This window comes from Steroidobacter flavus (genome assembly GCF_042651805.1).
Lineage (GTDB): Bacteria > Pseudomonadota > Gammaproteobacteria > Steroidobacterales > Steroidobacteraceae > Steroidobacter > Steroidobacter flavus.
In genome coordinates, this window is sequence record NZ_JBHSDU010000003.1 from 1,145,024 (window position 1) to 1,169,336 (window position 24,313).

20 protein-coding genes are annotated in these 24,313 nt (G+C 62.1%); 6 read left to right on the forward strand and 14 right to left on the reverse strand.

What is annotated here, in order from left to right:
* Window positions 1-6: 6 nt before the first annotated feature.
* The 4 genes from ACFPN2_RS10580 to trxA all read right to left on the reverse strand — a co-directional run bounded on the left by ACFPN2_RS10580 (window position 7) and on the right by trxA (window position 5,597).
* Window positions 7-1,392: a DUF1800 domain-containing protein gene (locus ACFPN2_RS10580; protein WP_380596572.1), complete on the reverse strand. Its 1,386-nt coding sequence runs from the start codon at window positions 1,390-1,392 to the stop codon at window positions 7-9.
* A gap of 265 nt (window positions 1,393-1,657) precedes the next feature.
* On the reverse strand, window positions 1,658-3,502 hold the full coding sequence (locus ACFPN2_RS10585) for a bifunctional diguanylate cyclase/phosphodiesterase (protein WP_380596573.1): 1,845 nt from the start codon (window positions 3,500-3,502) through the stop codon (window positions 1,658-1,660).
* Window positions 3,503-3,765: 263 nt separating this feature from the next.
* Window positions 3,766-5,022, reverse strand: a complete 1,257-nt coding sequence (rho, locus tag ACFPN2_RS10590) for a transcription termination factor Rho (protein WP_129781675.1) — start codon at window positions 5,020-5,022, stop codon at window positions 3,766-3,768.
* A 245-nt stretch (window positions 5,023-5,267) separates the two neighbouring features.
* Window positions 5,268-5,597 carry a thioredoxin TrxA gene (gene trxA, locus ACFPN2_RS10595; RefSeq protein ID WP_380596574.1) on the reverse strand — a complete coding sequence of 110 codons (330 nt, stop codon included), beginning with the start codon at window positions 5,595-5,597 and terminating at the stop codon, window positions 5,268-5,270.
* A gap of 462 nt (window positions 5,598-6,059) precedes the next feature.
* On the opposite strand from trxA, the gene ACFPN2_RS10600 reads away from it, so the two are divergent.
* Window positions 6,060-7,589, forward strand: coding sequence for a DEAD/DEAH box helicase (locus tag ACFPN2_RS10600; RefSeq protein ID WP_380596575.1), 1,530 nt, complete (start codon window positions 6,060-6,062; stop codon window positions 7,587-7,589).
* A 29-nt stretch (window positions 7,590-7,618) separates the two neighbouring features.
* Here ACFPN2_RS10600 and yrfG read toward each other — a convergent pair whose 3' ends face one another.
* Window positions 7,619-8,311 (reverse strand): GMP/IMP nucleotidase, encoded by a 693-nt coding sequence (gene yrfG, locus ACFPN2_RS10605; RefSeq protein WP_380600099.1) that lies wholly within the window; start codon window positions 8,309-8,311, stop codon window positions 7,619-7,621.
* A gap of 105 nt (window positions 8,312-8,416) precedes the next feature.
* Here yrfG and ACFPN2_RS10610 point away from each other — a divergent pair, with 105 nt between their 5' ends.
* Genes ACFPN2_RS10610 through arfB form a run of 4 tightly spaced genes read left to right on the forward strand, consistent with a single transcriptional unit; the run spans window position 8,417 to window position 10,954 of the window.
* A complete protein-coding gene (locus tag ACFPN2_RS10610; RefSeq protein WP_380596576.1) occupies window positions 8,417-8,953 on the forward strand; it encodes a DUF3301 domain-containing protein in 537 nt (178 codons plus the stop codon).
* A gap of 26 nt (window positions 8,954-8,979) precedes the next feature.
* Window positions 8,980-9,204, forward strand: coding sequence for a YdcH family protein (locus ACFPN2_RS10615; protein ID WP_116808299.1), 225 nt, complete (start codon window positions 8,980-8,982; stop codon window positions 9,202-9,204).
* Window positions 9,205-9,215: 11 nt separating this feature from the next.
* A complete protein-coding gene (locus ACFPN2_RS10620) occupies window positions 9,216-10,535 on the forward strand; it encodes a mechanosensitive ion channel family protein (protein WP_380596577.1) in 1,320 nt (439 codons plus the stop codon).
* A 2-nt stretch (window positions 10,536-10,537) separates the two neighbouring features.
* Window positions 10,538-10,954 carry an alternative ribosome rescue aminoacyl-tRNA hydrolase ArfB gene (arfB, locus tag ACFPN2_RS10625; RefSeq protein ID WP_380596578.1) on the forward strand — a complete coding sequence of 139 codons (417 nt, stop codon included), beginning with the start codon at window positions 10,538-10,540 and terminating at the stop codon, window positions 10,952-10,954.
* A gap of 6 nt (window positions 10,955-10,960) precedes the next feature.
* On the opposite strand, the gene ACFPN2_RS10630 is transcribed toward arfB, so the two are convergent.
* Window positions 10,961-11,809: a DUF1444 family protein gene (locus tag ACFPN2_RS10630; RefSeq protein WP_380596579.1), complete on the reverse strand. Its 849-nt coding sequence runs from the start codon at window positions 11,807-11,809 to the stop codon at window positions 10,961-10,963.
* Window positions 11,810-11,943: 134 nt separating this feature from the next.
* Between ACFPN2_RS10630 and ACFPN2_RS10635 the strand changes: the two genes are divergently transcribed.
* Window positions 11,944-12,570 (forward strand): CPBP family intramembrane glutamic endopeptidase, encoded by a 627-nt coding sequence (locus ACFPN2_RS10635; RefSeq protein ID WP_380596580.1) that lies wholly within the window; start codon window positions 11,944-11,946, stop codon window positions 12,568-12,570.
* Between the two features lie 7 nt (window positions 12,571-12,577).
* Here ACFPN2_RS10635 and ACFPN2_RS10640 read toward each other — a convergent pair whose 3' ends face one another.
* From ACFPN2_RS10640 to ACFPN2_RS10675, 8 genes are all read right to left on the reverse strand, one after another.
* Entirely contained in the window at window positions 12,578-13,768 is a 1,191-nt protein-coding gene (locus ACFPN2_RS10640; protein ID WP_380596581.1) for a phospholipase A, read from the reverse strand.
* A 69-nt stretch (window positions 13,769-13,837) separates the two neighbouring features.
* A complete protein-coding gene (gene plsB, locus ACFPN2_RS10645; RefSeq protein ID WP_380596582.1) occupies window positions 13,838-16,291 on the reverse strand; it encodes a glycerol-3-phosphate 1-O-acyltransferase PlsB in 2,454 nt (817 codons plus the stop codon).
* A 19-nt stretch (window positions 16,292-16,310) separates the two neighbouring features.
* The gene (locus tag ACFPN2_RS10650) at window positions 16,311-16,544 is read right to left on the reverse strand and encodes a hypothetical protein (RefSeq protein ID WP_380596583.1); all 234 of its coding nucleotides are present in this window, start codon (window positions 16,542-16,544) and stop codon (window positions 16,311-16,313) included.
* 64 nt (window positions 16,545-16,608) lie between these two features.
* Complete coding sequence (locus ACFPN2_RS10655) at window positions 16,609-17,121, reverse strand: alpha/beta hydrolase (RefSeq protein WP_380596584.1); 513 nt, start codon at window positions 17,119-17,121, stop codon at window positions 16,609-16,611.
* Window positions 17,118-17,951, reverse strand: coding sequence for a tRNA 2-thiocytidine(32) synthetase TtcA (ttcA, locus tag ACFPN2_RS10660; protein ID WP_380596585.1), 834 nt, complete (start codon window positions 17,949-17,951; stop codon window positions 17,118-17,120). Before ttcA ends, ACFPN2_RS10655 begins: the two co-directional genes overlap by 4 nt.
* Window positions 17,952-17,953: 2 nt before the next feature.
* Window positions 17,954-19,450 (reverse strand): carboxypeptidase M32, encoded by a 1,497-nt coding sequence (locus tag ACFPN2_RS10665; RefSeq protein WP_380596586.1) that lies wholly within the window; start codon window positions 19,448-19,450, stop codon window positions 17,954-17,956.
* 554 nt (window positions 19,451-20,004) lie between these two features.
* Entirely contained in the window at window positions 20,005-23,142 is a 3,138-nt protein-coding gene (locus ACFPN2_RS10670) for an efflux RND transporter permease subunit (RefSeq protein WP_380596587.1), read from the reverse strand.
* Window positions 23,139-24,230 carry an efflux RND transporter periplasmic adaptor subunit gene (locus ACFPN2_RS10675; protein WP_380596588.1) on the reverse strand — a complete coding sequence of 364 codons (1,092 nt, stop codon included), beginning with the start codon at window positions 24,228-24,230 and terminating at the stop codon, window positions 23,139-23,141. Before ACFPN2_RS10675 ends, ACFPN2_RS10670 begins: the two co-directional genes overlap by 4 nt.
* Window positions 24,231-24,313 lie beyond the last annotated feature (83 nt).

Consider the following 24,313-nt stretch of genomic DNA (forward strand, 5'->3'; position numbering starts at 1 on the left):
CGTTATTCATCGACGCTGAAACTCCGGGCTCGCCAACAACAACGCAATTCCCTGCGCCCCACTCTCCGCTCGCGAAATTGCCACGCGTGTGCGCTCGGCAAGCGCATCGCCTAGCGACGATGCGCCAGCATCGAGAGGCTGCACCTTCGAGCCCATGCGTTTGCCAACCGCGCTGGCCCATTCGATTCGTTTGAGCAATGCATCCGGCCCATCCCACTGACTGGCAGTATCCGGCCAGCCGGCCGGTGAGCCTGGGGTATAGGGCCGCTGCCCGAGCAGTTGGAAGGGCGACAGGATCTGTTCGGGAAGCGGAGGCACGAAGTCGAGCATGCGAAAGGTCGATACCACGAAATCGTGTGGCGTCTTGAACTTCGAAGTCGTCCGCTCCCACGCTTCGGGACTCTCGACCAACGCTCGATGCAGCGACGGCAGATCTCCGTCCGTCTCCAGAAAAACTTTCGTCAACCGGACGACCGCACGCTCCGGAGGGTCGTCCGCGATGAAATGACGCGCCAACTTGGTCGCCACATGTTTGGCTGTCGCCGGATGCGCCGCCAGATCCTTCAGCATCGCGCGTGGCTGCGACACGCCCTCTTCACCATAGCGCTTGCCAAGAAGAGTCTTCGCGCCCGGCTCATGCGCCATCGGGCGAAATTGAAACTGCCCCGCTTGCTGAGACTCCTTACCGCGAGCCGCCGCGACCGACCAACCTGTCAGAGCCCGAGCGAACGTTGTGACATCCGCCTGCGTGTAACCGCCATTCACACCCAACGTATGCAGTTCAAGAATCTCTCGCGCCAGGTTTTCGTTGATATCAAGCTTGCGATCGCTATTAATACGCCGCGCGGCTTTCTGAGCCAGGGGCGAGTTCGGCCCGATGGACGCTTGGTTATCCAGATACAGAATCATCGCGGGATGCATCTCTACCGCGAGCAACAGATCGACGAAACGCCCGCCGACATTCGGCCGGATCGCCTCATTCTCCAGCGTGGCTGCGAGCCCAACGACCTGGGCCTTATCGGCGGACACCGCGAAGTGATTGGTCCAGAAATGCACCAGCCGCTCACGAAACGGCTCATCGGTGCGAATCGCAAATCGATAGCGCGCGGCGACTTGATCCCGATACATCGCGCCGATCTGCCGACGACCGTTCTCGGCAGCCTTGGCAGCATCCTCGCCATCTTTTTCCTGGCGCCGCTCACGCAAAGCTTTAGCAAAGGTTTGAAGCGCAACCGCCGACGACGCCAGCCCCGCCACCTCCGGCGGCACAGACCGCGTGCCTTTGAGCTGCTGCGTCAGCCAGCCGCGCGCATCGTCACCGATGGCGCTCAATTCACCCGGCCGGGCCCCGAGCCCGAAGCGATTGGCGGCAATGATGGCGGAGAGCGTCAATGCACAAGCCCTGAGTCCAGTAGATGCAAAGGATAACGCGCATCGAGGCACCAGGTTGACGCAGCGAGCGCGGCGAACGGCGGGCCGAGGCGTCCGGCTAATGCAGCGGGCGCGGCGACGGCGGATCGAGAAGTCAGGTGGACGCAGCGGACGCCACGAAACGGCGGGTCCAGACGTCAGGTTGACAAAGCGGCTGTGGCGAACGCGTGAACGGAGCCAGCCGGTAAGAACTACGCAGCCGATCCGACACGAGGGCGAGCGCCGATCAGGCGCTATTCACCAACTGATCCATCGACAACATCTCCGAGGAGCGACGGGCGTTGGCGAGCAGGTCGACGATGCGGTCGTCGCTTCGGAGCACGAAGCTGTTGCCGGTTTGTTGTTTGGCGTATTTCTTCACGTGCGCGAGCAGATGGGCGACGGCATCCGCGCTGGTGGCGCCGAGCGTCTCCGAATCCAGGGCGGCCACCGACAGAGTGAGCAGCGGATATTTGCGCTGACGGCCGTCGCGATCGGCGGCGGTGATGGACTGATCCGACGCATGCTCTGGCGAATAGAAATTCCCCACCGTCTCGGCGAAGCGATTCAGCACATTCACCACCCGATCGCGCCAGTCCGCCGAGCGCATGACGACCAGGAAGTCATCGCCGCCCACGTGACCGACGAAATCCAGCCGTGCCGAGAAATGACTGGAGAGCAGCCCGGCCAGATGCAGGATCACCTGGTCGCCGTGCGCGTAGCCGTACACGTCGTTGTAAGGCTTGAACGAATCCAGATCGAAGTACGCAACGATGAAACGTTTGCGCGACTCGATCAGCTTGTCGATGCTGCTACGAACCGCGGCATTGCCGGGCAGCAAGGTCAGCGGATTGGAATGTTTCGCCGACTGCAGCTGTTGCTCGGTGATCAGCCGGAGCACGTCGATGGTCTGACCGAGGCCGAGGTAGCGGCCGTCCTTGGTGATCACGAATTCTTCCGTCAGGCGCGGCCGGCTCTTCTGGGTCACGAGGCGGCTCACCTGCTCCAGACGAAGCTGACTGTCGATGAGCAGCGTCGGCGTCTCCATCACCGCGGTGACCGGCTTCTTGTTGAAGATCTCCGGATGCAGCGGCTTGGCGAGCAGGTCAAACAGGCGCTCGCGACGCACGACCCCGAGCGGCTTGCCGTCCTCGACGACCGGAAAGGTCAGCTGCTCGGGATTGTCACGAAACAATTCGGCGACTTCGGTGACGCGCATGGCCGGCGGCACCGGCGGTACGTAATTCGCAATGTGCTCGGCGAGCAGCGCGGTGTAAGTAACAATGGAACGATCGAGCGATTCCACCTGCTGGAGCGCCGCCACCGGATTCGCGCTGGGACGACCGAACAAATGGCCCTGCAGGCGATCCAGGCCGAGATCCACCAGCTCGCGACATTCGCGCTCGGTCTCGACGCCTTCGGCGATGACACGACAGCCCATGGCGCGACCCATGTCGAGCATGGAGCGCACGAATTCCAGCTTGGTGGGATCGGCATCGATGCCGGTGACAAAGTAACGATCGATCTTCACGTAGTCGGGCTTGAGCTCCGACCAGGCCCGCAGACCCGACGAGCCGGCGCCGAGATCGTCGATCGCGATGGCGCAACCTTCCGAACGCAGCCGCTGCATGGCTGAGCGCAGGCGGTCGTAGTCCTCGAGCAGGCTTTCCTCGGTCAGCTCGATGACACAACGGTCCATGCGCATGCCGCTGTTGTTCGCCAGGTCGACGAAGCGCTGGGCGAAGTTCGGATGCTCGTAAATCGTGTCGGGAGAAACATTGATGAACAGCTGCCCGGACACCCGGGCCGCGACGAAACGCTTGAAGGCGTTGGCCATGCACAGGAAGTCGAGCTCGACCTTGAGGCCGGCGCGGCGCGCGGCTTCGAACAGATTCTGGGGAGCGTGCAGCCAGCTGTCGGAGGGGCCGCGGGTCAGGGCCTCATAGCCGCAGATGCCCCGCGAGCGGGGATCGACGATGGGCTGAAACAGGGTCGTGATGCGTCCCTCGCGCATGAGCTCCGCGAGCTCGAGCGCCGATGCATCCAATCGGCGCAAGCGTAACGTCGGCGAATCGGGACGTGGATCGGACATGCGCTACGGTGCCGGGATTACCCGACGTTCCCCTCGATTCCATAGGGCTTTGGAGTCAGCGCAACGTTAAATCCCGAGCACGAATGAGAACAGAGAACCGTTTCGCATCGACGGCGTTACACCATCGAGGACTACACATACAAATGCGAAATTTGTGATGGAGCGCACATCGGCCGAGCCTCCCGCGACGGGAGGCCGGTACCGATGCGCTGTCTCATGGACTACGTTGACCGATGAACGGTCAACGGGCCGCAGCGCGTTTCTTAACGCTTCATCGCGTCGAAGAAGTCGCCGTTGGTCTTGGTGTCCTTCATCTTGTCGATCAGGAACTCGATGGCCGCCAGCTCGTCCATGGGGTGCAGCAGCTTGCGCAGAATCCAGATCTTCTGCAGCTCCTCGGCGGAAGTGATCAATTCCTCGCGGCGGGTGCCGGAGCGATTGATATTCACGGCGGGGAACACGCGTTTTTCCGACACGCGCCGATCCAGGTGGATTTCCGAGTTACCGGTGCCCTTGAACTCTTCGTAAATCACGTCGTCCATGCGCGAGCCGGTATCGATCAGCGCCGTGGCCAGAATGGTCAGCGAGCCGCCTTCCTCGATGTTACGGGCCGCCCCGAAGAAGCGCTTCGGGCGCTGCAGGGCATTGGCATCGACACCGCCGGTCAGCACCTTGCCGGAGCTCGGCACCACGGTGTTGTAAGCACGCGCGAGGCGGGTGATTGAGTCGAGCAAAATCACCACGTCGCGCTTGTGCTCGACCAGGCGCTTGGCCTTCTCGATCACCATTTCCGCGACCTGCACGTGACGCGTGGCCGGCTCGTCGAAGGTCGACGACACCACTTCGCCGCGCACCGTGCGCGCCATTTCGGTCACTTCTTCCGGACGCTCGTCGATCAACAGGACGATCAGATAAACGTCGGGATGATTCGAAGTGATGGAGCTGGCGATGTTTTGCAGCAGCATCGTCTTACCCGCTTTCGGCGGGGAGATGATCAGGCCGCGCTGACCTTTGCCGATCGGCGCCACCAGATCGATGATGCGCGCGGTCAGGTCCTCGCTCGAGCCGTTACCGCGCTCCAGCTTGAAGCGCTTGGTCGGATGCAGCGGGGTCAGGTTCTCGAACAGCACCTTGTGCTTGGCGCCTTCGGGAGAATCGAAATTGATCTCGCCGACCTTGAGCAGCGCGAAGTAGCGCTCGCCGTCCTTGGGCGGACGGATCAGGCCGGAGATGGAGTCGCCGGTGCGCAGGTTGAAGCGGCGGATCTGGCTGGGGCTGACGTAGATATCGTCGGGCCCGGCGAGATAGGAGCTGTCGGCGGAGCGCAGGAAGCCGAAGCCGTCCTGCAGGATTTCCAGCACGCCGTCGCCGTAGATGTCCTCGCCGCTGCGGGCATGCGCCTTGAGGATGGAGAAGATGATGTCCTGCTTGCGCGAACGGGCCAGGTTCTCCAGCCCCATCTTCTGCGCGATCTCCACCAGCTCCGGAACCGGCTTCAGCTTGAGCTGAGTCAGGTTCATCGACTGGCGCGAGGCGGCCAGTTCGGCGGGGGAAATTACACCGACGTCATCGCCGTCGAACGCGTCGTCCTGCGGCAGGTCGTCGTGTTGCGGGCCTTCCCCGCGATGATCACCGTTGTTGCCGCCGCGGTTGCCGCGGTTACCACGGTTGCCGTCGTTATTGCCGCGGTTGGAGCGACCGCCGCCCCCACCACCCTTGTTACCACCGCCCGGGCGATTACGGGCCTGATTGCCGAGATAGCCTCTCACAGTTTGCTGTCCAGAAATGCGGCCAGGTCGGATTTACGGAGTGCCCCAACCTTCTGGCCTTCGACCTGACCGTTCTTGAAAAGGATGAGAGTGGGGATACCACGCACAGCGAAGCGCTGCGGCGTCTTGGGGTTCTCGTCGATGTTGAGCTTGGCGATCGTGACCTTGTCTTTATATTCGGTCGCGATCTCGTTCAGCATGGGCGCGATCATCTTGCAGGGCCCGCACCATTCCGCCCAGAAGTCCAGCAGGACCGGGCCTTTGGCCTTGACGACGTCCTCTTCGAAGCTGGCGTCGGTGACATGCACAATCGTCTCGCTGCTCACCAGAAACTCTCCTGGAATGGCTGTGGTGATAAAGGAATAAGGCGGGTGTTTTGGGGGCTGGGAAGCGACTCAAACCTTAGGTTCGGAGCGCACCGAATGGTCGGCGGAAATTGACCGGGTGACTTGAGCATGCCCGGTCGGGCACAATGCCCTGAATGCTTCGGAAAAATCTGTGTGAGCGGTGCTCGTGCTCGATGTAAGCCAGTCTGCGTCTGATCCGTCTGTCTCGGACAGTTACTCGCGCCTTCCGATAAAATGGCCGCTTGAGTATCGTCCCCCTGAGCGCCCTATCGAGTATCAAATGAGATACTCCGCCAAGGGTCACGTCTTCGAGGGGCTTGGAGCCTGTGCTCCGGTCGGGGCAGGTGCGGATGAGTCCGCTTCGTTGAGGCTTATTAAAACCGGGTGCCTGCCAATTTGCAAGCGCCCCCCGCGTCAATTCCAACAGGTAACCCATATCGAATGGCTGATTCGCACTTAACCGAGCTGTCCTTCTCGAGTCTGCATTTGCCGGAAGCTTTGCAGAAAGGTCTGGCCGACGCCTCGTTCGAGCGTTGCACGCCCATCCAGGCACAAACCCTGCCGCAGGCTCTCGCCGGGCTCGATGTCGCCGGGCAGGCGCAAACGGGAACGGGGAAAACCGCGGCATTTCTAGTGGCGATGTACGCGCGCCTGATGCGCGAGCCCCCACCGCCGTCGCGCAACTTGAATGCACCGCGGGCTTTGATCATCGCCCCAACGCGCGAGCTTGCCGTCCAGATCCATAGCGACGCCGAGGTTCTCGGCTCGCACACCGGCCTGCAACTCGGCCTCGCCTTCGGTGGCGTCGACTACGAGAAACAGAAACATCATCTCGAGCGGGGCGTGGACATTCTGATGGGCACACCCGGCCGCATCATCGACTTCGTCAAACAGAAGGTGATCGACCTGCGCTCGGTACAAGTGCTGGTGCTGGATGAGGCCGATCGCATGTTCGATCTCGGCTTCATCGCGGATATCCGCTACATATTGAGGCGCCTGCCCGATCCTCAAGCCCGTCTCAATATGTTGTTCTCGGCGACGCTCTCTCATCGCGTGCTCGAACTCGCCTACGAGCATATGAACGAGCCCACGCTGGTGCGCATCGAGCCGGACAAAATGACGGTGGATCGCGTTCGTCAGGTGATCTATTACCCCTCGAACGATGAGAAGCCGCGCCTGCTGGTCGGCCTGCTCAAGCATATGGATCCGCGACGCAGTATGGTGTTCGTGAACACGCGGCGCGCGGCCGAAGAAATCGAAGGGCTATTGCGAAGCAATGGCATCAATGCCGAAGCGATTTCAGGCGACGTTCCTCAGCGCAAACGCTTACGAATGCTTCGTGATTTTCATGAAGGCACGCTCGCGGTGCTGATCGGCACGGATGTCGCTTCACGTGGTTTGCACATTCCCGATGTGAGTCACGTGTTCAACTACGATCTGCCGCAGGATCCGGAAGACTACGTCCATCGCATCGGGCGAACTGCACGCGCCGGCACCGAAGGTGACGCGATCAGTTTCGGCTGCGAGGAGTACGTGATTTCCCTGCCGGACATCGAGGCCTATATCGGCCGCAAGCTGCCCGTTGCAGCGGTGGCCACCGACATGCTGCCTGAGATCGTTTCGCCTGCTCCGCTGCCCAGACGTCACTTCGGTGGGGGCGGTGGTCGCGGCAAACCAGGACGCGGCGGTGGTGGTCGCCCTGGCGGTGGCGGCAGTCGCGGTGGCGGCGGTGGCCGCAACGATCGTCGTCGTAGCGGTGGTGGTGGCGGTGGCCATTCATCATCTCGCCCGCCCGCGACAGAAGCGCCGGCCCCTGCTGTTTCGGCGGATGCGCCCGCCGAGGCCAGCGCGAACGGAACAAACGGCGAAAACGCGCACGAGGCGCCGCCGAGAAAGCGCCGTCGCCGTCGTCGTAGCAAAAGTTCGAACGGCGCGAATCCCGGCACGCCGCCGGCACCGGAAACAACCTGAGCGTTCGACGGCCAGCGAGCGTCGCCCGATTATCTGGCGAGCTCGTCGAGGAGGTGACTCACCGCTTCAACGGAGCTGAACTCAGTCACCTCTCTCTTGGCCAGCGCCGAATCCGGCTTGGAGATGGCGAAGATATGCGCGATGCCGTGCTTCTGCGCGGCTCGCAGCACCGAGTGACTGTCATCGACAAATAACGTCCGCCGCGGATCGAACGCCAGCGCCGTCTGGAGCTGCTGCCAGAACGACGGATGTTCCTTCGGCACGCCGAAACTATGCGAGCTGAACACCACGTCGAAGTAGTTCAGCAAGCCGGTCTGCGTCGCCTTCACTTTGAGCGAATCACGATGCGCGTTGGTTACCAATGCGACGCGCACGCCCTTGTCTCGTAACGCGCGCAGAAACTCCTCGGCGCCCGGAAGGAAACGCACGTGCTCGCGCACCTCGTGCTTCATTCCCGCGATGTCCAGCGACAGCGCACGGGTCCAGAAGTCGATGCAGTACCAGTCCAGCGTGCCCTGCCGATCCGCGAACATCGGCCGCAACACCTCTCGCGCGTCGGCCAGAGTCAGCCCGTGTTTGGCCGCGTAGCGCTCCGGAACCAGTTCCAGCCAGAAATAATTGTCAAATCGCAGATCGAGCAACGTGCCGTCCATGTCCAGTAACACAGTATCGATAGCCTGCCACTGCGGCAGGGGAGCCCCGGACCGGGCTGCGGAAATCATGGACGAGCTCAAGCGAAATTCTCGGTTCGTGGCGGCGGCGGGTGGCCGTATGATAGGGCAACCTTTCGCTCAGCTTGAGTCGGCAATGTCGGGGGATGTGGGTTAATGGAATTGGGTTGGGGCACCTTGGTGCTGATCGTGCTGGCGGCCGCCGGATTCTGGTTCCTGCGAGACAGCCTGGCCGCCCGTGAGCGCGCCAATGCCGCGGCCATGGAAGCCTGCCAGCGCCTGAGCCTGCAATTTCTGGATGGCACTGTCGCATTCGCGCGACTGTCGTTCGCCCGCGAGCTGGGTCAGCTCAACATCCGTAGAACGTACGTGTTCGATTACACCGCCAACAGTATCGAGCGGCGTCAAGGATTCGTCATTCTGTTCGGCCGGCGCGTGGAGTCAGTAGGTTACGCACCGGGCGAGGAGCGTCGCCGCCAGCCCGAGCCGGTGACGCCGACGCTGTCCCTGTCCGCGACGTATACTCCGCCGCCGCCTGCTGAACCTCCGGCGCCTGCGCCGGTCGAAACCGCCCAGGTATTTGATCTCGCGGATTGGCGTGCGCGCCGGCGCGGGGCCGAACAACAGCAATCACCCTCACAGCGGCGCACGGGTGTCACTGACCATGGCAATGGTCAGGATCACCATCACTAGCGCGGCTTGCGCTAAAGTACGCGCCGATGAGCGAAGCGGAAAACAACGTCGAGACTGAAACTTTCCGTCGCCTGGAGCGGCTGCGGGAGTTACGCATCGAGCATCGCGACCTGGACGATGTGATCCACCGGTTGCAGATGGACCTGTACGTCAACGAAGTGCAACTGCGGCGCCTCAAGAAACGAAAACTGATGCTGAAGGACCAGATCGCCCGCTTGGAAAGCGAGCTGATCCCCGATCTCAACGCTTGATCCCCTGACTCATGCAGGAATTGCTGCATAACGCAGGCCTGGCTCTGGAGGCTCTGCTCACTCCTACATCGCTTCTGCAACTGGCAGCGATCGTCCTGGCCATTCTGGTGGCCTGGTGGTTCGGCCGTCAGGTGCGCAATACCGAGCGAGGCAAGCTCGCGCTCGTTCAAACCGGCTTCCAGGCACGCCTGACCGAAGCGCTGCTGATCACCGCTCCGCACCTCGCGGCCTTGGTACTGATCGCCGCGTTTGGCGGCGCCCTGCATGCGCTGAAGGCCGACAGCAGGCTGGTCGATCTGGCGATCACGCTGTCCGGTCTGCTGCTGCTGATTCGCTTCGCGGTGTACGTCGTGCGCGTGTCCCTCGGCAACCGGACCAAGGGCTGGGGCAACATCATTACGTTCGCGATCTGGAGCGTGCTGGCGCTCCACGTGCTGGGCTGGTTCGATCCACTGGTGCAGGCGTTTGACAGTGTCGGCATAAACGCCGGCACCCGCCGTATCACGCTCTGGTCGGTGATCAAGATCCTGTTCACCGTCGGCGCGTTCATCCTGGTCGCAGTGTGGATCGCGCGCTGGTTCGAGCGGCGGCTCATGTCCATGCAGGGCCTCGCGCTCAGCATGCGCATCGGCATCGCCAAGTTCACGCAGGCGTTCCTGATCGGTTTGTCGATTCTGCTCGGCCTGAACGCCGCCGGCCTCGATCTCACCACGCTGAATATTTTCACCGGTGCCATCGGTATCGGCCTGGGCTTCGGCCTGCAAGCCATCACGGCGAACTTCGTCAGCGGCTTCGTGCTGCTGATGGACCGTTCCATCAAACCCGGCGACGTCATCAGCTTCACCGGCACCACCGGCACCAGCACCGAAGGCTTCGGCTGGGTGCAGGAGTTGCGAGGTCGTTACGTGGTCGTGCGCGATCGCGACGGCGTCGAGACGCTGGTGCCGAACCAGAATCTGATTACCAGTCCGGTGATCAACTGGAGCTACACCGACCCGCGCGTGCGACTCAAGCTGCCGGTGCGTGTGAGTTACAAATGCGATCCGGAGAAGGCGCTGGAGCTGTTGCTCAAAGCGGCCGACGATCAGCCTCGCATCCTGCGCGATCCCAAGCCGGTGTCGCGCATGATGGGCTTCAACGATTACGGCTTCGATCTCGAGCTGCGCTTCTGGATCGCGGACCCTCAGGAAGGCGTGAACAACATCCGCTCCGAGGTGAACCGCTCGATCTGGCGCCTGTTCAAAGCGAACAACATCATCATTCCGGTCGCCCAGCGCGAAGTCATTCTCGAAATGCGCGAGCGCGGCCCGGTCGTCGCGCGCGACGATTAGCCATGGCACTCGAGAACGAGCTGGGCATTCCGGACGAAGCCATCGACCTGCGCTTCATCCGCTCCGGCGGCCCCGGCGGACAAAACGTCAACAAGGTCGCCACCGCCGCGCAACTGCGTTGTGATTTGAAGCTGTGGCCGGCGCTACCCGAGCGCGTCCGCGTTCGCCTTCGCACGCTGGCGGGACGCCGGCTCACCAGCGACGACGTGATCGTCCTGAGCGCGCAGCGCTTCCGGACGCAGGAACATAACAAGCGCGATGCGCTGGAGCGCCTGGGCGAGATGATCGCTCAAGCCCGCATCGAGCCTCGCATCCGCAAGGCGACCAAGCCGACCCGCGCGTCGAAGGAACGGCGGCTGGAAGGCAAACAGAAACGCAGCGATGTGAAGAAAGGACGCAAGGTCAGCCACGACTGGTGACCTTTCCTAGAAGCGCTCGAACTTGCCGCGGCGATAAACAAACAAACGATCGGTGAGCGAATACGGACCGTCGGCATGCGCCTTCCTGGCCACTTCGCGAAGTTTCTTCACCCCTTCCTTGTTGTTCGAGCCGGTGAACAACAGAACGTCGCGCGTCGGAACGGCGATGACGATTTCGCCCTCGACTTTGAGCTTGTCGCCGCTCCAGATCTCATCGAGTAACAGCAGGCTGGGCACATAGTCGCTGCCCGCCGTGAGCATGGAAAAGAGCGGGCCGTTCACCGCCTCCGCTGGTGGCAGAATCCGACGCAGGTTTTCGACCGCCAGTGCGCGCAGCTTTTCTTTCTGCACGCCCGCGTCCTGCAAATCGTCGGGACCGAAGTAACGAATGTTCTGCGGCGTGTCTTCCGCATAGACGATCACCAGATCCTGGTTCAAGTCCTCAATCACCTGCAGCGCCGGGCCGTCGACACCCCGCGCCTTAGCAGCCCGCTGCATCTCTTTCGACCAGGCGCGATCCTTGATCACTGGCACGATCTGTTGCGGATTCAGCGGCCCCGATCCTTTCGTGCTCTCCGCGAAGGATGCGACGTAGCGCGCAATCAAGTCCGCCTTGGCTTTGGGATTCCCTGAATACTCGCTATAGGCGTTATCCAGAAACGCCCGCGCCGCCTCTCTTTCCGGCACCTTGATCGTGAGATGCAACGGCTCGGCGACTGTAACCGTCGCATTCGGAATCGCTGCGGCCAGCGCGGCTCGGAACTCTTCCGTGAATTGCTCGGGAGACAACACGTCCGCCGCCGCATGTACGGCCAGCGCCACCAGCAAGCCCACGAGTGCCAGGATCTGTTTCATCGCCCGTTCCTCGATTTGCCAAACATGCCCCACCTCGAGCCCGCGTCCTGAGATACTTTCCCGGCTGAACATGCCACGGACGACCCACCTTGAGGCAGCTCATCCAATCATTATCGCCCCGCGCCGAGTTCATCATGGTGATGTTGGGCGCGTTCGGCTACTTCGTGGTCGCCAGCGTCACGGCGGTCTTTTCTCCTGACATTTCGTCCGCTGCCGCCGCCCCGGTTTCCGACGCGGAGCTGCTGGGCCTGGTCACCTATGAAATCTTCCTGCTCGCCCTCATCGGTCCGTTCCTGGTCATGCGCGGCTGGCGCTGGTCGGACGTGGGGATGGCACCGACGCTTCAGGACACTGGCATGGGCCTGGTGCTCACGGCGGCCGGCTATATGGGCTACATCGCCGCATGGTCGGTCTACAGCGTCTTCATCTCACAGGATGGCGACGCCGTCCCGATAGAAACCGGCGTGCAGGCATCGACCGCAGTGCTGCTCTCGGTCGTGAACGGATTCTTCGAGGAACTGTTCGTCTGCGGTTACCTGATCAATGCGCTCAAAAAACGTCGCAGCGTGGTCTTCGCGATCAACGTGAGTGTCGCCATCCGACTGGCGTATCACTTGTATCAGGGCCCGATCGCCGTGCCGAGCATCCTTCCCATGGCGCTGATCTTCGGTTACTGGTTCGCGAAAACCGGACGACTCTGGCCGCTGGTGGTGGCGCATGCACTGATGGATTTCCTGGCACTCTCGCCCTATATCGAATGAGCGCGGCCTACAACGCCACCGCGATCCCCAGCCGTAGTTGCGAATCCAGCTTACGATTGTAATCGAGCAGGCTCTCGCCATAGCCGTTGAAGTACTGCAGGGTCAGCCAGCCGGTGAGATCGCCGCCGCTCAGCTTGGACAGCGGATAGGAAACATTCATTTCGACGCTGCCGTAGTTACTGCGCTCGCCCTTGCGGATGGTGGTCCAGAAATCCAGACCGCCCTTGGCGCCGAACCCCAGCACCCAGTCGACGTAGCCGCGATAGTTCTTGATATCGGGATTCTCGTTGTCCGCGATGTAGTTATGAATCAGCGGCGCGGCATAGAAACGCAGCCCGGCGGGATCGCCGAAGGTCAGGATGGGGCGCACGTAGAACATGTTGAAGCTGCGCGAGTCCTCGCCTTCCTTGCCGTTGGACTCGTGGCCGAAGCCGGTCTCGACGCCGAGTCGCAATTGCCCGTCGAACAAGCGCGTCAGATCGGGATTGGAATAAAACAGCCGCGGCCGATAGCTCGAGTCCTTGAAGGGCTTGGACAGATCGCCCAGATCCCACAGCGAGGTCTGCGAATACGAAAGATACAGATCGTCGATCCAGGGCAGGCGCTTCGCCAGCGGCCCGTTACCGTCGAACAACTGGTAACGCAGGCTGATTTGAAACTTCGCGTTCAGACCGCCGTCGCCGCCGACGATGAAATAGACCGGCTCGTACACCGACACGGACAGCGGCGGCGGCTTGTCGACCAGCGCCGTCGTGTACGTCTGCCTCTCAGGCTTGACCGTTTGGGCACTCTCGTTAGCCGCGACCTGCCCCGCATTGGCCGCGGGCGGCAGAATTTGCAAAGCCACTGAGTTCGACGCCAGGCCGGTCGGCACCAGCGTCGCAACCCCTTCGACCTTCGGCGGCAGCGCCCCCTGCAACTTGATGCGGGTGAAGCCGCCGGAGGCGACTTCAATGTGACCGCTGCGCTCCGGCGTCATCTCGATGACCGACAGCCCGGTGGGCGTTTCAAAGCGCACATGCAATTGGGCCGGCAAATCCACGACCAGCGGCTCCGGGTCGCTGTTGGTAATCGTCAGCTCGAGCTGCAGCGGCGTGCCGGAAACCACCTGAGCATGCGGCGTGGAGAGAATGATGTCGGCGTGCGCGCCCGCACCGATGAGCACAGCGAGCGGGAGCAACAGCTTGGAAATATTCATGACACCGGGACCGCCAACGACAGACCCGGCGAAGCCTACCGGGCCTCGACCGATCCGGCCAGGGCCGGCTCAGCGATGCGTCACCTGCAGGACGCTGTTCCGGATCTGCTCATGCAACACCAGCTGCGCATCATCGGCGACCGCCGGCAGCATGTCCGTATAGGTCAGACGACCTTCCGCGTTCACGCCGAGCACATTGCGAGCGCGTAACAGGTCGATGAAGTTCTTGAACAGCGTCTTGTCGTGGAACTCCGGCGAGTTGAGCTCGTACAGCAGCGACATCCGCTGCGCCATGAGCTGGCATTGCGACTCGAGCGCGTCCTGACTGATGCGGCCGCTGCCATGTTTCAACAGCACGGCGATGACCAGGTAGTAGCGCTCGATGATCTGCACCGTCACCTGCGCAAGGTTCGACAGCTGCACCGCTTCGGCCGAACCTGTCGGCGGACGCCGCCATTGCGCACCGGCCTCCACCGATTCAAGCAAGCCGTGATTCGCGAGGTCGTCGAGCGTATCCAGCGTCACGGCGGTCATCTCCGCCTCCGTCCAGCGCAGGAACAGCTCATCTCTCACGTACGGATAAATGCGCCACATCAGACGCTGAATGTCTTCGGTGCGCATGGTGCGATTGTTCAGGAAACAGCACGCAATCAGCGACGGCATCGCCATCAGATGCAGCACGTTGTTCCGGAAGTAGGTCATGAGCACGGAATTCTCTTCCGTCATCTGCATGACATCGCCGAGCTGATGTTTCAGGCGCTGAATCACCCCCATCCGCTCGCCATGGCGCACGATCGACGCGCCATCGCTCTCCGTGACCCAGACCAGCGGCGAATACGGCGCCTGCCTCAGCAGCGACGCGTACAACTCGAATTGCCGCGCCAGATCGCTTTCCAGCATCGACTGCTTCGGGGTCGCCAGCAACGCCGTCGCAATCAAATTCATCGGCGCCACGCAGGCGGCGCTGTTGATGTTGATCATGATGCGCGTCGACAGCTCATCCACCGCCTGAGACAGCCACGCCGGCCGCTCCTGCTTCTCGACGATGTGACGATTCTCCGGATCGTGACGTTTCAGGATCTCGTTGAGATGAATCGCCTCGCCGAAGCTCACATGCACCTTGCCGAAACGTTTTCGCAGCGCCGGCAAGGTCCGCAACATGGTGAAGATCGATTCCTTCTCCTTCGGCTTGCCGAGCATCTCATTGACGTAGGTCTTGCCTTCGATCAAGCGTTCGTAGCCGAAGTACACGGGCAGGAACACGATGGGCCGCCGTGGATCGCGCAGGTAACTGCGCAACGTCATCGACAGCATGCCGGTCTTGGGCTGTAACAAGCGGCCGGTGCGGCTGCGTCCACCTTCGATGAAATATTCGATGGAGTGGCCGCGCGCCATCATCAGGCCCAGGTATTTCATGAAGACCATGGTGTACAGCGCGTTGCCCTTGAAACTGCGACGCATGAAGAACGCGCCGCCCTTGCGCAGGAAGCGGCCGACGCCGGCCATGTTCAAGTTGATGCCGGCCGCGATGTGCGGGATCGCATAACCCTTGTAGTAGATGACGTAGGACAGCAGCAGATAATCGATGTGACTGCGGTGACACGGCACGTAGATCACTTCGTTACCGTCGACCACCTTCTGCAGCTGTTCGACATGATGCAGCTCGACGCCGTCGTAGAGCCGCGTCCAGAACCAGCTCAGCCCCTTCGCCATGAACGCGACGAAGATGTGCGAATAGTTGGCGGCGATCTCCCAAACGTAGTCCTGCGCCAGTTTCAACGCTTCGCGCCGGGAGATTTTCTTCGACCGCATCTCGTCAGCCATCGCGCGACGCACAGCGCCGGCTCGCAAGACCTGTGTCGCCATGGTCCGTCGATGCGAAAGATCCGGCCCGATCGTGGCGGCACGCTGCCGTGCCAGCATCAGACGCAAGGTGCGCGTGAGCCGTCGAACCGCGCGCTCTTTATCGGTGCCTTCATTCACAGCCGCGCGTAACGACACCGGCTCGCCAAACTGAACGAACAGATTGCGGCCGTTCACCATCAGCGACAGCATGCGACGGAAGCGCCCGACGCGCTCCCAGTTCTCCGACAGCAGAATGCGCAGCCACGAGTCCTTGCGATTCGGCGCACGGCCCCACAGGACGGTGACCGGAATCAAATCGACATCGAGTGTGGGATCGTCGAACGCCGCGGCGACCAGCGAGCGCATCGAATCGGAAATTCGATAGTCGGTGCGGTCGCCCCAGAAGCCGGCGCGACGCTCCAGGAACAGCACCGATTCGGACGGCAGCGGCTTCTTCAACGCTTGTGACGGCGCCGGCAAGCCATGCGCGGCACAGACCTTTTCGAGCACCACGAGGTCGGCGCCCGCGGACTCGTTCAAGACATAGCAAATCGGCCGCTCACGCTGCGCGTAGCGGGCACGTAAGTCTTCCGGCAGGACATGCGGTCGCGCCCACATCGAAACGGGTGCGCGCAACAAGCCCAGCCAGAGTCCACTGAGTCCGGAAAAATCAGCCATTCGTTAGCTTCGTGCCGCGTTACTGAGCGGTCGAATTCTCGTTCTGCTCGAGCGTGCGATCGAGCGCTTCCTTGTGTTCCTGCACCTGGCCCTCGACAGCCCGCGCCTTATCGACGGCACCGGCCATGTCGCCGAACGCCGTGTCCTTCACCGGCGGCGGCTCGGTGGGTTTCTGCTCCGACCCGCAGGCGGCGAGGAATGACGTGATGAACACCAGCGCCAGCACGCTGCCATTCCTGCTGTGATTGGTCATGGGGAAACTCCTGTCCGTTCGACTCCGCCACGATGCGGAGCGAATAGTAGCAGGAGGCGCAGGCTCAAGCGTTGACCAGCACCCGCCGCAGGAAGTTATCCAGCAACGCGCAGACATCGGGCACGTTGGCCGACAGCCGGTGATCGGAATCGAGAATATGCAGCGCGCTCTTGTACTGGCGCGCGTAGCGGATACTGTTCTCCACCGGGACGATGTCGTCGTTCCAGCCATGCACGATGTCCACCGGACAGGCCGGCGGCGCCGGCGTGTATTTTTCGTAGCCCGGCATGAAGAACGCCGGCGCCAGCAGGAACAAGCCCCGCGTCATGACCTGAGTCGATACCGCCGTGCATACATGCGCGCCGAGACTCGAGCCCACCAGCAGCAACTCGCCGGGCAGCTTTTTGCAAACCTCGAGCAGCCTGGTCACGCGCACGGCCGGATCGGCCATGCCGCGATAATCCACCGACTCCACCGTCAGGCCATGTTTCTTCGCGACCTCGGCCATGGCGACGATCTTCGTGCCCCAAGGCTCGCCGTCCTGACCGTGCGAGAACACGATGTATTGCTGGCTCACTCAAACAGCTCCCTGGGATCGTTCGTGACCCCGTCTTTCGGGATCGGTCGCTCGTTGAAGTCGTGACGCGTCGGATCGGCGAGGTGCGAGGGCACCACGTTACGCAGGCTGGAGAAGATCGTTTCGGTGCGACCCGGATACTGACGCTCCCATTCGCGCAGCATCTTCTTGATCTCGACCCGCTGCATGTTCTCCTGCGAGCCGCACAGCGAGCACGGAATCAACGGAAACTCACGGGCGCGGGCATAGCGCTCGATATCGGCCTCGGGAATGTAAGCCAGCGGACGAATCACGATGTGACGTCCATCTTCCGAGTGCAGCTTGGGCGGCATGGCCTTCAGCTTGCCGCCGAAGAACATGTTCAGGAACAACGTTTCGACGATGTCGTCACGATGATGGCCGAGCGCGATCTTGGTGACGCCGTTCTCCGCCGCGAATCGATACAACGCGCCACGACGCAGCCGCGAGCACAGGCCGCACATGGTCTTGCCTTCAGGAATGACGCGTTTGACGACGCTGTAAGTGTCCTGCTCGATGATGTGAAACGGCACGCCCAGCGCTTTCAAATAGTCCGGCAGCACATGCTCGGGAAAGCCCGGCTGTTTCTGATCCAGATTCACCGCGAGCAGGCTGAACTCGACCGGCGCGCTGCGCTGGAGCGACATCAGGATATCCAGCAAGGTGTAGGAGTCCTTGCCGCCCGACAGGCACACCATCACCTTGTCGCCCGCCTCGATCATGCGGAAATCTTCGATGGCCTTGCCGGCCTGGCTGCGCAGCCGGGCCTGCAGGCGCTTGAAGTTGTTCGAATAGTCGGGGGCGGCCCACATGCTCACAGTTCCAGGTACTTGCCTTCGATATAACGCAGCCAGGCGGCGGCGGACAGCGGCTTGCCGGTGGCGTTGCGGATCAGGTCGGGGGTGCTGACGCTCGCGGCCAGCGAATGTACATTCTGCCGCAACCAGTCGAACAATCCCCCGAATTGGCCTGCGGCGATTTCCTCATCGAGCTGCGGACGCTCGGAGCGCAGGCTCTCATACAACTGACCGGCGATCACTGCGCCGATGGCGTACGACGGGAAATATCCAAACGAGCCCACCGCCCAGTGCACGTCCTGCAGACAGCCTTCGGCATCGTTCGCGGGCTTCACGCCGAGCCGGTCGCCCATGCGCGTGTTCCAGGCTTCCGGCAGGTCGCGAATCTTCAGCTCGCCCTTCAGGATCTCCTGCTCCAATTCATAACGCAGCAGGATGTGCACCGGATAGGTGACCTCGTCGGCGTCGACGCGGATCAGGCTGCGACGGACGCGGGTCAGCAGTCGATACAGATTCTCGACTTCCCATTCCGGCCCGGCGACCCCGAAGGCCTTTTCCATCAACGGCTTCATATATCGCAGGAACGGCCGGTTCCTGCAGATGAGCATCTCCAGCAGCAGCGACTGACTCTCCTGCATGGCCATGCCGCGATCGCGCCCCACCGGCTGACCGCGCCACTGTTCCGGCAAACCGACGTCGTACATCGCATGACCGGTCTCATGCAGCACGCCCATCAGACCGGTCAGCGGATCGGTGGGATTGAACCGGGTCGTGATGCGGATATCGCCGGGAATGCCGCCGGTGAACGGATGCTCGCTTTCATCGAGCCGGCCGCGATCGAACGGAAAGCCCATGGTCTTCATCAGCTCGGTCGCGAGGTGCCGCTGCTTGCTGGCCGAGAACTTGCCGGTGATTTCCAGCGGCGCGTGCTTGGCCTGGGTGTCGATGGCCTCTTGAATCAGGCTCGGCAGCCGCCGACCCAGCGTAGTGAAAATGGCGTCGATCTCGGCGCTGGTCATGCCCGGGCTGAATTCATCGAGCAGGGCGTCGTAGGGATCGAGCTTGAGCGCTTTGCCCAGCAGGTCGGCCTTGTTCCGCACCAGGACCGCCACTTCTTCCAGATGCGGCGCGAACAGCGAGAAGTCGCTCTTCTGTCGGGCCTCGATCCATTTGATCTCGGCTCGCGCCGTCGCTTTGGCCAGCCGCGACACCAGGTTCTGCGGAGTGGCAATGGCGTGGTCGCGCTCCCGACGCATCTCCTTGAGGTTGGCTTGTTGCCAATCCTCCAACCCCTGCAGGTTGGCCTCCGCTCGATCAAGCAGCCGCGAGACCCGCGGCGAGGTCACCAGCGAGTGGCTTTCAGTCTCCAGTGCGGCGAGCTGTTCACCCCGCAGCTCGGAGCTGCCCCGGGGCATCATCACCGCGGAATCCCAGCGCAAAAGACTGGCAGCGCTGCGAAAGGCGTGCAGACGCCGGAATTCCTGTTCGAGTTGTTGATAAGGCGTCAAAGCCATGGCGCGATCCGAGTTTCAGGCCGCCCGCGGGGGCCAACCGACGAAAGCCGCCATTCTAGCAATGCCTGCCCCGCGCCCGGCGCGGATGGGCCACACCCGATCGGTTAATTTTCCTAATTAATGCGACAAGACACTGTCCAAATCTCGCCACGTCCATTCCAAAAATGTATTTCCGAATTACAAAATATTTAGGGAACGCGGGCTATCTGCCGTGGTCTCATACACCGTCCTCCTGCGAGAGTGGTTGTGAGCCACTCTGGGACACCGAGCCGGTATGTGTTGCAGCCTACCGGCTCCTTCTTTTTTTCGGGCGAGTGATCCGGGCATCCTGCCCGGCCCCTCGCGCGAGTACGCAAAAAGGCGTGACTTTTTGCTGCTCGCCGCCGCAGACGGCGGCGGGCACATCCATGTGCCTGGAGGCGGGTTACCGCCGCGTTCACCTCACTCCGGAGCGAGTGCCTGGAGGCGGGTTACCGCGGCGTTCACTTCACTCCGGAGCGAGTGCCTGGAGGCGGGTTACCGCCGCGTTCACTTCATCCCTCGGCTGGGCTGTACTAAGTTACGTTTGATTCGGTTGTTGCCGGAGGCGCGGCGGGCTTGGTGGCGCGCAGCTTGTCGATCATGTGGCTGATGTATTCCGGCGACTTGGTGTTTCGGGCGACGAACGCGTAGACGACCGGCACCACATACAGCGTCAACAACAACGAGAACGTGACGCCGTAGACGATCACCGAGCCGATGGTGCTGCGGCTTTCGGCACCGGCGCCCGAGGCGATCAACAACGGGACCGCGCCGAACACGGTACACAAGCTGGTCATCAGCACCGGGCGCAACCGGATCGCTGACGATTCGATGATCGAGTCGAGGAACTCGACGCCGCGGTCGCGCAGCTGGTTGGCGAACTCCACGATCAAAATACCGTTCTTGGCCGCAAGTCCAATCAGCATGATGCAGCCGATCTGGCTGTACACGTTGATCGATCGATCCGTTAACCAGAGCCCCAACAACGCGCCCGCCACCGCGAGCGGCACGGTCATCATGATGATCAGCGGATGACGGAAGCTTTCGAACTGCGCGGCCAGCACCAGGAACACGATCAGCAGCGCCAGCATGAACGTGACATACAACGCATCGCCGGAGCGCTTGAACTCACGCGACTCGCCGTCGTACTTGATGACGGCATGCGCCGGCAGCTCGGTGCGAATCAAGCTTTCCATGTAATCGAGCGCCTCGCCCAACGAATAGCCCGGCATGAGGTTGGCCGAGATCGTGATCGAGCGCAGTCGATCGAAGCGCTTCAACTCCGTCGGGCCGGCCGTCTCCTCGATGGTCACGAGATTGGACAGCGGCACCAGCTGACGCGTCGTCGCCGAACGCACATAAATATTCGTGAGATCGCTGGTCGTCGCGCGGTCCGAGTCCTTGGCCTGCAGGATCACGTTGTATTGCTCGCCGCGATCCAGATACGTCGTGACGATGCGCGAGCCCATCATCGTTTCCAACGTACGACCCACCGCCGTCAGCGACACGCCGAGGTCGCCGGCACGATTGCGATCGACCATCACGCGAATCTGCGGCTTGCGCGCGTAGAAGTCCGAATCGAGATTGGTGAGCCCGGGATTCTCAGAAGCCTTGGCGAGAATGATGTCGCGCCACTTGGCCAGCTCCTCATAGTCGCTGCCACCCAGCACCACCTGCACCGGAATGCCTGAACCGCGAATACCCAGTCCGCCCGGCATGCCGACGTTGACGCGCACGCCGATCAGATTGGACAACCGTTTGCGCATGCGAGCGGCGATCTCCTGCGCCGACTCCTCACGCTCACCCCATTCGCTCAAGTTCAGCGACACGAAGCCCGAGTTCATGTCGGTGCCACCGCCGAAGCCCGGTGCGCGCGAGTTGAAGCGACGCACGGTGCCGCGCTCCACCTCCTCCAGCACCACTTCTTCCACCTGCCGCAAGTAACGATCGAGATACTGCAGACTCGCGCCCTCGGGCGCGGTGAGCCGGATGAACACGCGCTGGCGATCTTCGCTGGGCGTGTATTCGGACGGCAGATCTTTGAACAACACAAAGGCGAGCCCGAACGCGAGCGCGCCCGCCACGACCACCACCAGCGGCGCCGCGAGCGCGCGTCGCAGACTGCGCTCATACATTCTCGACAACCATTGGAAGAAGCGATCGACCGCATGCGCCACCCGGCCGCGTACGATGCCGTTGGCGAAAATCTTCGAGCACAACATCGGCACCAACGTCAGCGAGACCAGTGCAGAGATGCCGATGGCCGCGGCAATAGTGATACCGAACTCGCCGAACAAACGGCCGACGTTGCCGGGAATGAACGAGATCGGCAGGAACACCGCCATCAACACCAGCGTGGTGGCAATGACCGCGAAGCCGATCTCGCGGCTACCGTCCACGGACGCGAGCAAGGGCGCTTCGCCCAACTCCATGCGACGCACGATGTTTTCGAGCACCACGATGGCGTCGTCGACCACCAGACCGATGGCAAGCACGGCGCCGAGCAGAGTCAGAACGTTGACCGAGAAGCCGGCGATCGCCATCACGATACAGGCGGCGATGATGGACACCGGAATCGTCACCACTGGAATGATGGTGGCACGCAAGGTGCCGAGGAACAAATAGATCACGACCAGCACCAGCAACAAGGCGGTGACCAGCGCGTGCTCCACTTCGTAGATCGATTTGCTGACGAAGATCGAGTCGTCGATGCTGATGTCGAGCTTCAGATCTTTCGGGAGTGTCTTCTGCACCTCAGCCATTTCCGCGTACACGCCCTTGGAAACATCGAGCACGTTGGCGGTGGATTGAGGAACGATGCCGAGGCTCACGCCCGGCTTGCCGTCGGTGCGGGCAATCGAGCGTAAATCTTCGGCTGCGACTTCGACGTTCGCGACTTCGCCGAGTCGCACGAGATATCCGTCGCCGCCGCGACCGACCACGAGCTGGCGGAAATCCTCCGGCGTGCGGAAGCCGGTGTCGGTACGTAACGTGAACTCGCGCTCCAGCGACTCGATACGGCCGGCGGGCAGCTCGACGTTTTCCTGTCGCAACGAATCTTCGATGTCCTGCACGGTCATCTGACGCGCGGCCAACGCCTTGCGGTCCAGCCACACGCGCATCGCGTAGCGACGTTCACCGCCGATGCGAATGGACGCAACGCCGGGCACCACCGACAACCGATCGACGAGATAACGATCGGCGTAGTCGGTCAGCTCCAGCTGTGTGCGCGTGAGACTGGTCAATGCCAGCCACATCACCGGCTCGGAAGACGTGTCGACCTTCGAGACTTGCGGCTGATCGGCCTCTTGAGGCAACTGTTGTACGACGCGCGAGACGCGGTCGCGCACGTCGTTCGCAGCCGATTCGATATCGCGATCCAATGCGAACTCGATGGTGATTCGCGATCGCTCGTCGAAGCTGGAGGAGCGCAGCGTCTCGACCCCTTCCAGGCCGGCGATCTGGTTCTCGATCATCTGCGTGATCTTCGATTCGATGACCGCAGCGGACGCGCCTCGATACACCGTATCGATACTGACGACCGGAGGCTGCACGTTCGGCGTCTCGCGCACCGTGAGCCGGCTCAGCGCCATCAAGCCGATGATGGTCAGCAGCAGGCTCACCACCATCGCGAATACGGGGCGGCGAACTGAGATTTCCGAAAGGATCATGACGCGGCCTGGGGCTGAGCTTCGGAGCGCGCGACCACCGGCGTGCCGTTGTGCACGTTCAAGGTGCCGTCGATGACCACCACGTCTTTGTCGGTCACGCCTTTGAGAATTTCGACTTCGCCCGGGCGACGGCGACCGATGGTGATTTCACGTTGCTGAGCCCGACCATCCGCGACCACGAACACGAAGTGCTTGCTGTCTTCGGGCACGATGGCCGTCTCGGGCAGCATCAGCGCCTTGCCTTCGGAACGCACCAGCCGAAGTGTCATGAACATACCGGGCCGCAGACGACTGTCGCGGTTGTCGATCAAGGCGCGCACGACGACCGCGCGCGTGGTGGGATCGACGCGCGTATCGACGCTGTCGACGCGCCCTTTGAACGTGGCATTCGGATAAGCGTTGCTCTGTGCCTCGACCGTCAGGCCGGGCTTCAGGCTCGAAAGAAACAACTCGGGCACGGCGAAGTCGAGCTTCACGATACTTAGATCGTCGAGCGTCGTGATGACACCGCCGGGGCTCACCAGTCCGCCCAAGCTCACATTGCGCAAACCGACCCGACCGTTGAACGGCGCAGTGATGAGGCGATCCTTGACCCGCGAACGGGCGGCGGCCACTTTGGCTTGATTCGACAGCATCGTCGCTTCGAGCTGATCGAGTTGCGCTTCGGACAGCGCCTTGGTCTGGAACAGCTCCTGACTGCGCTTGAACTGGCTGCGGCTGTCGCGCTCGGCGGCTTCGGCAGCGGCCAGATCGGCGAGGGCTTCGGCATTGTCGAGCTCGACCAGCACGTCGCCCTTGCTGACTTGTTTGCCTTCCTCGAAGCGGATCGCGGTGACGCGGTCGGCGATCTTGGCGGTGATGTCGACCGATTCCTTGGCGCGCACGGTGCCGAGCGCTTCGACTTCGAGCGCGAAGTCCTTGAGCTTGGGTTGAGCCGTCATAACCGGCACTTCACGCGCGCCGGCCGGGCGACCGCCCGCAGGCCCCTGGCCCGAGCCGGAGTCGGAGTCGGAGCGGCCGAAGTAATACCAAGCGCCAGCGCCGAGCACTACGGCCAGTGCCACCGCCACAATGCTATTGCGATTCACAAAGTCCGCCACGAGGTCAGCTGAAGGAAGGGCGAGCCATTCTCCCAGCTGCGCTGCAGCTTGTCTGCGCAACGTTCATGCGA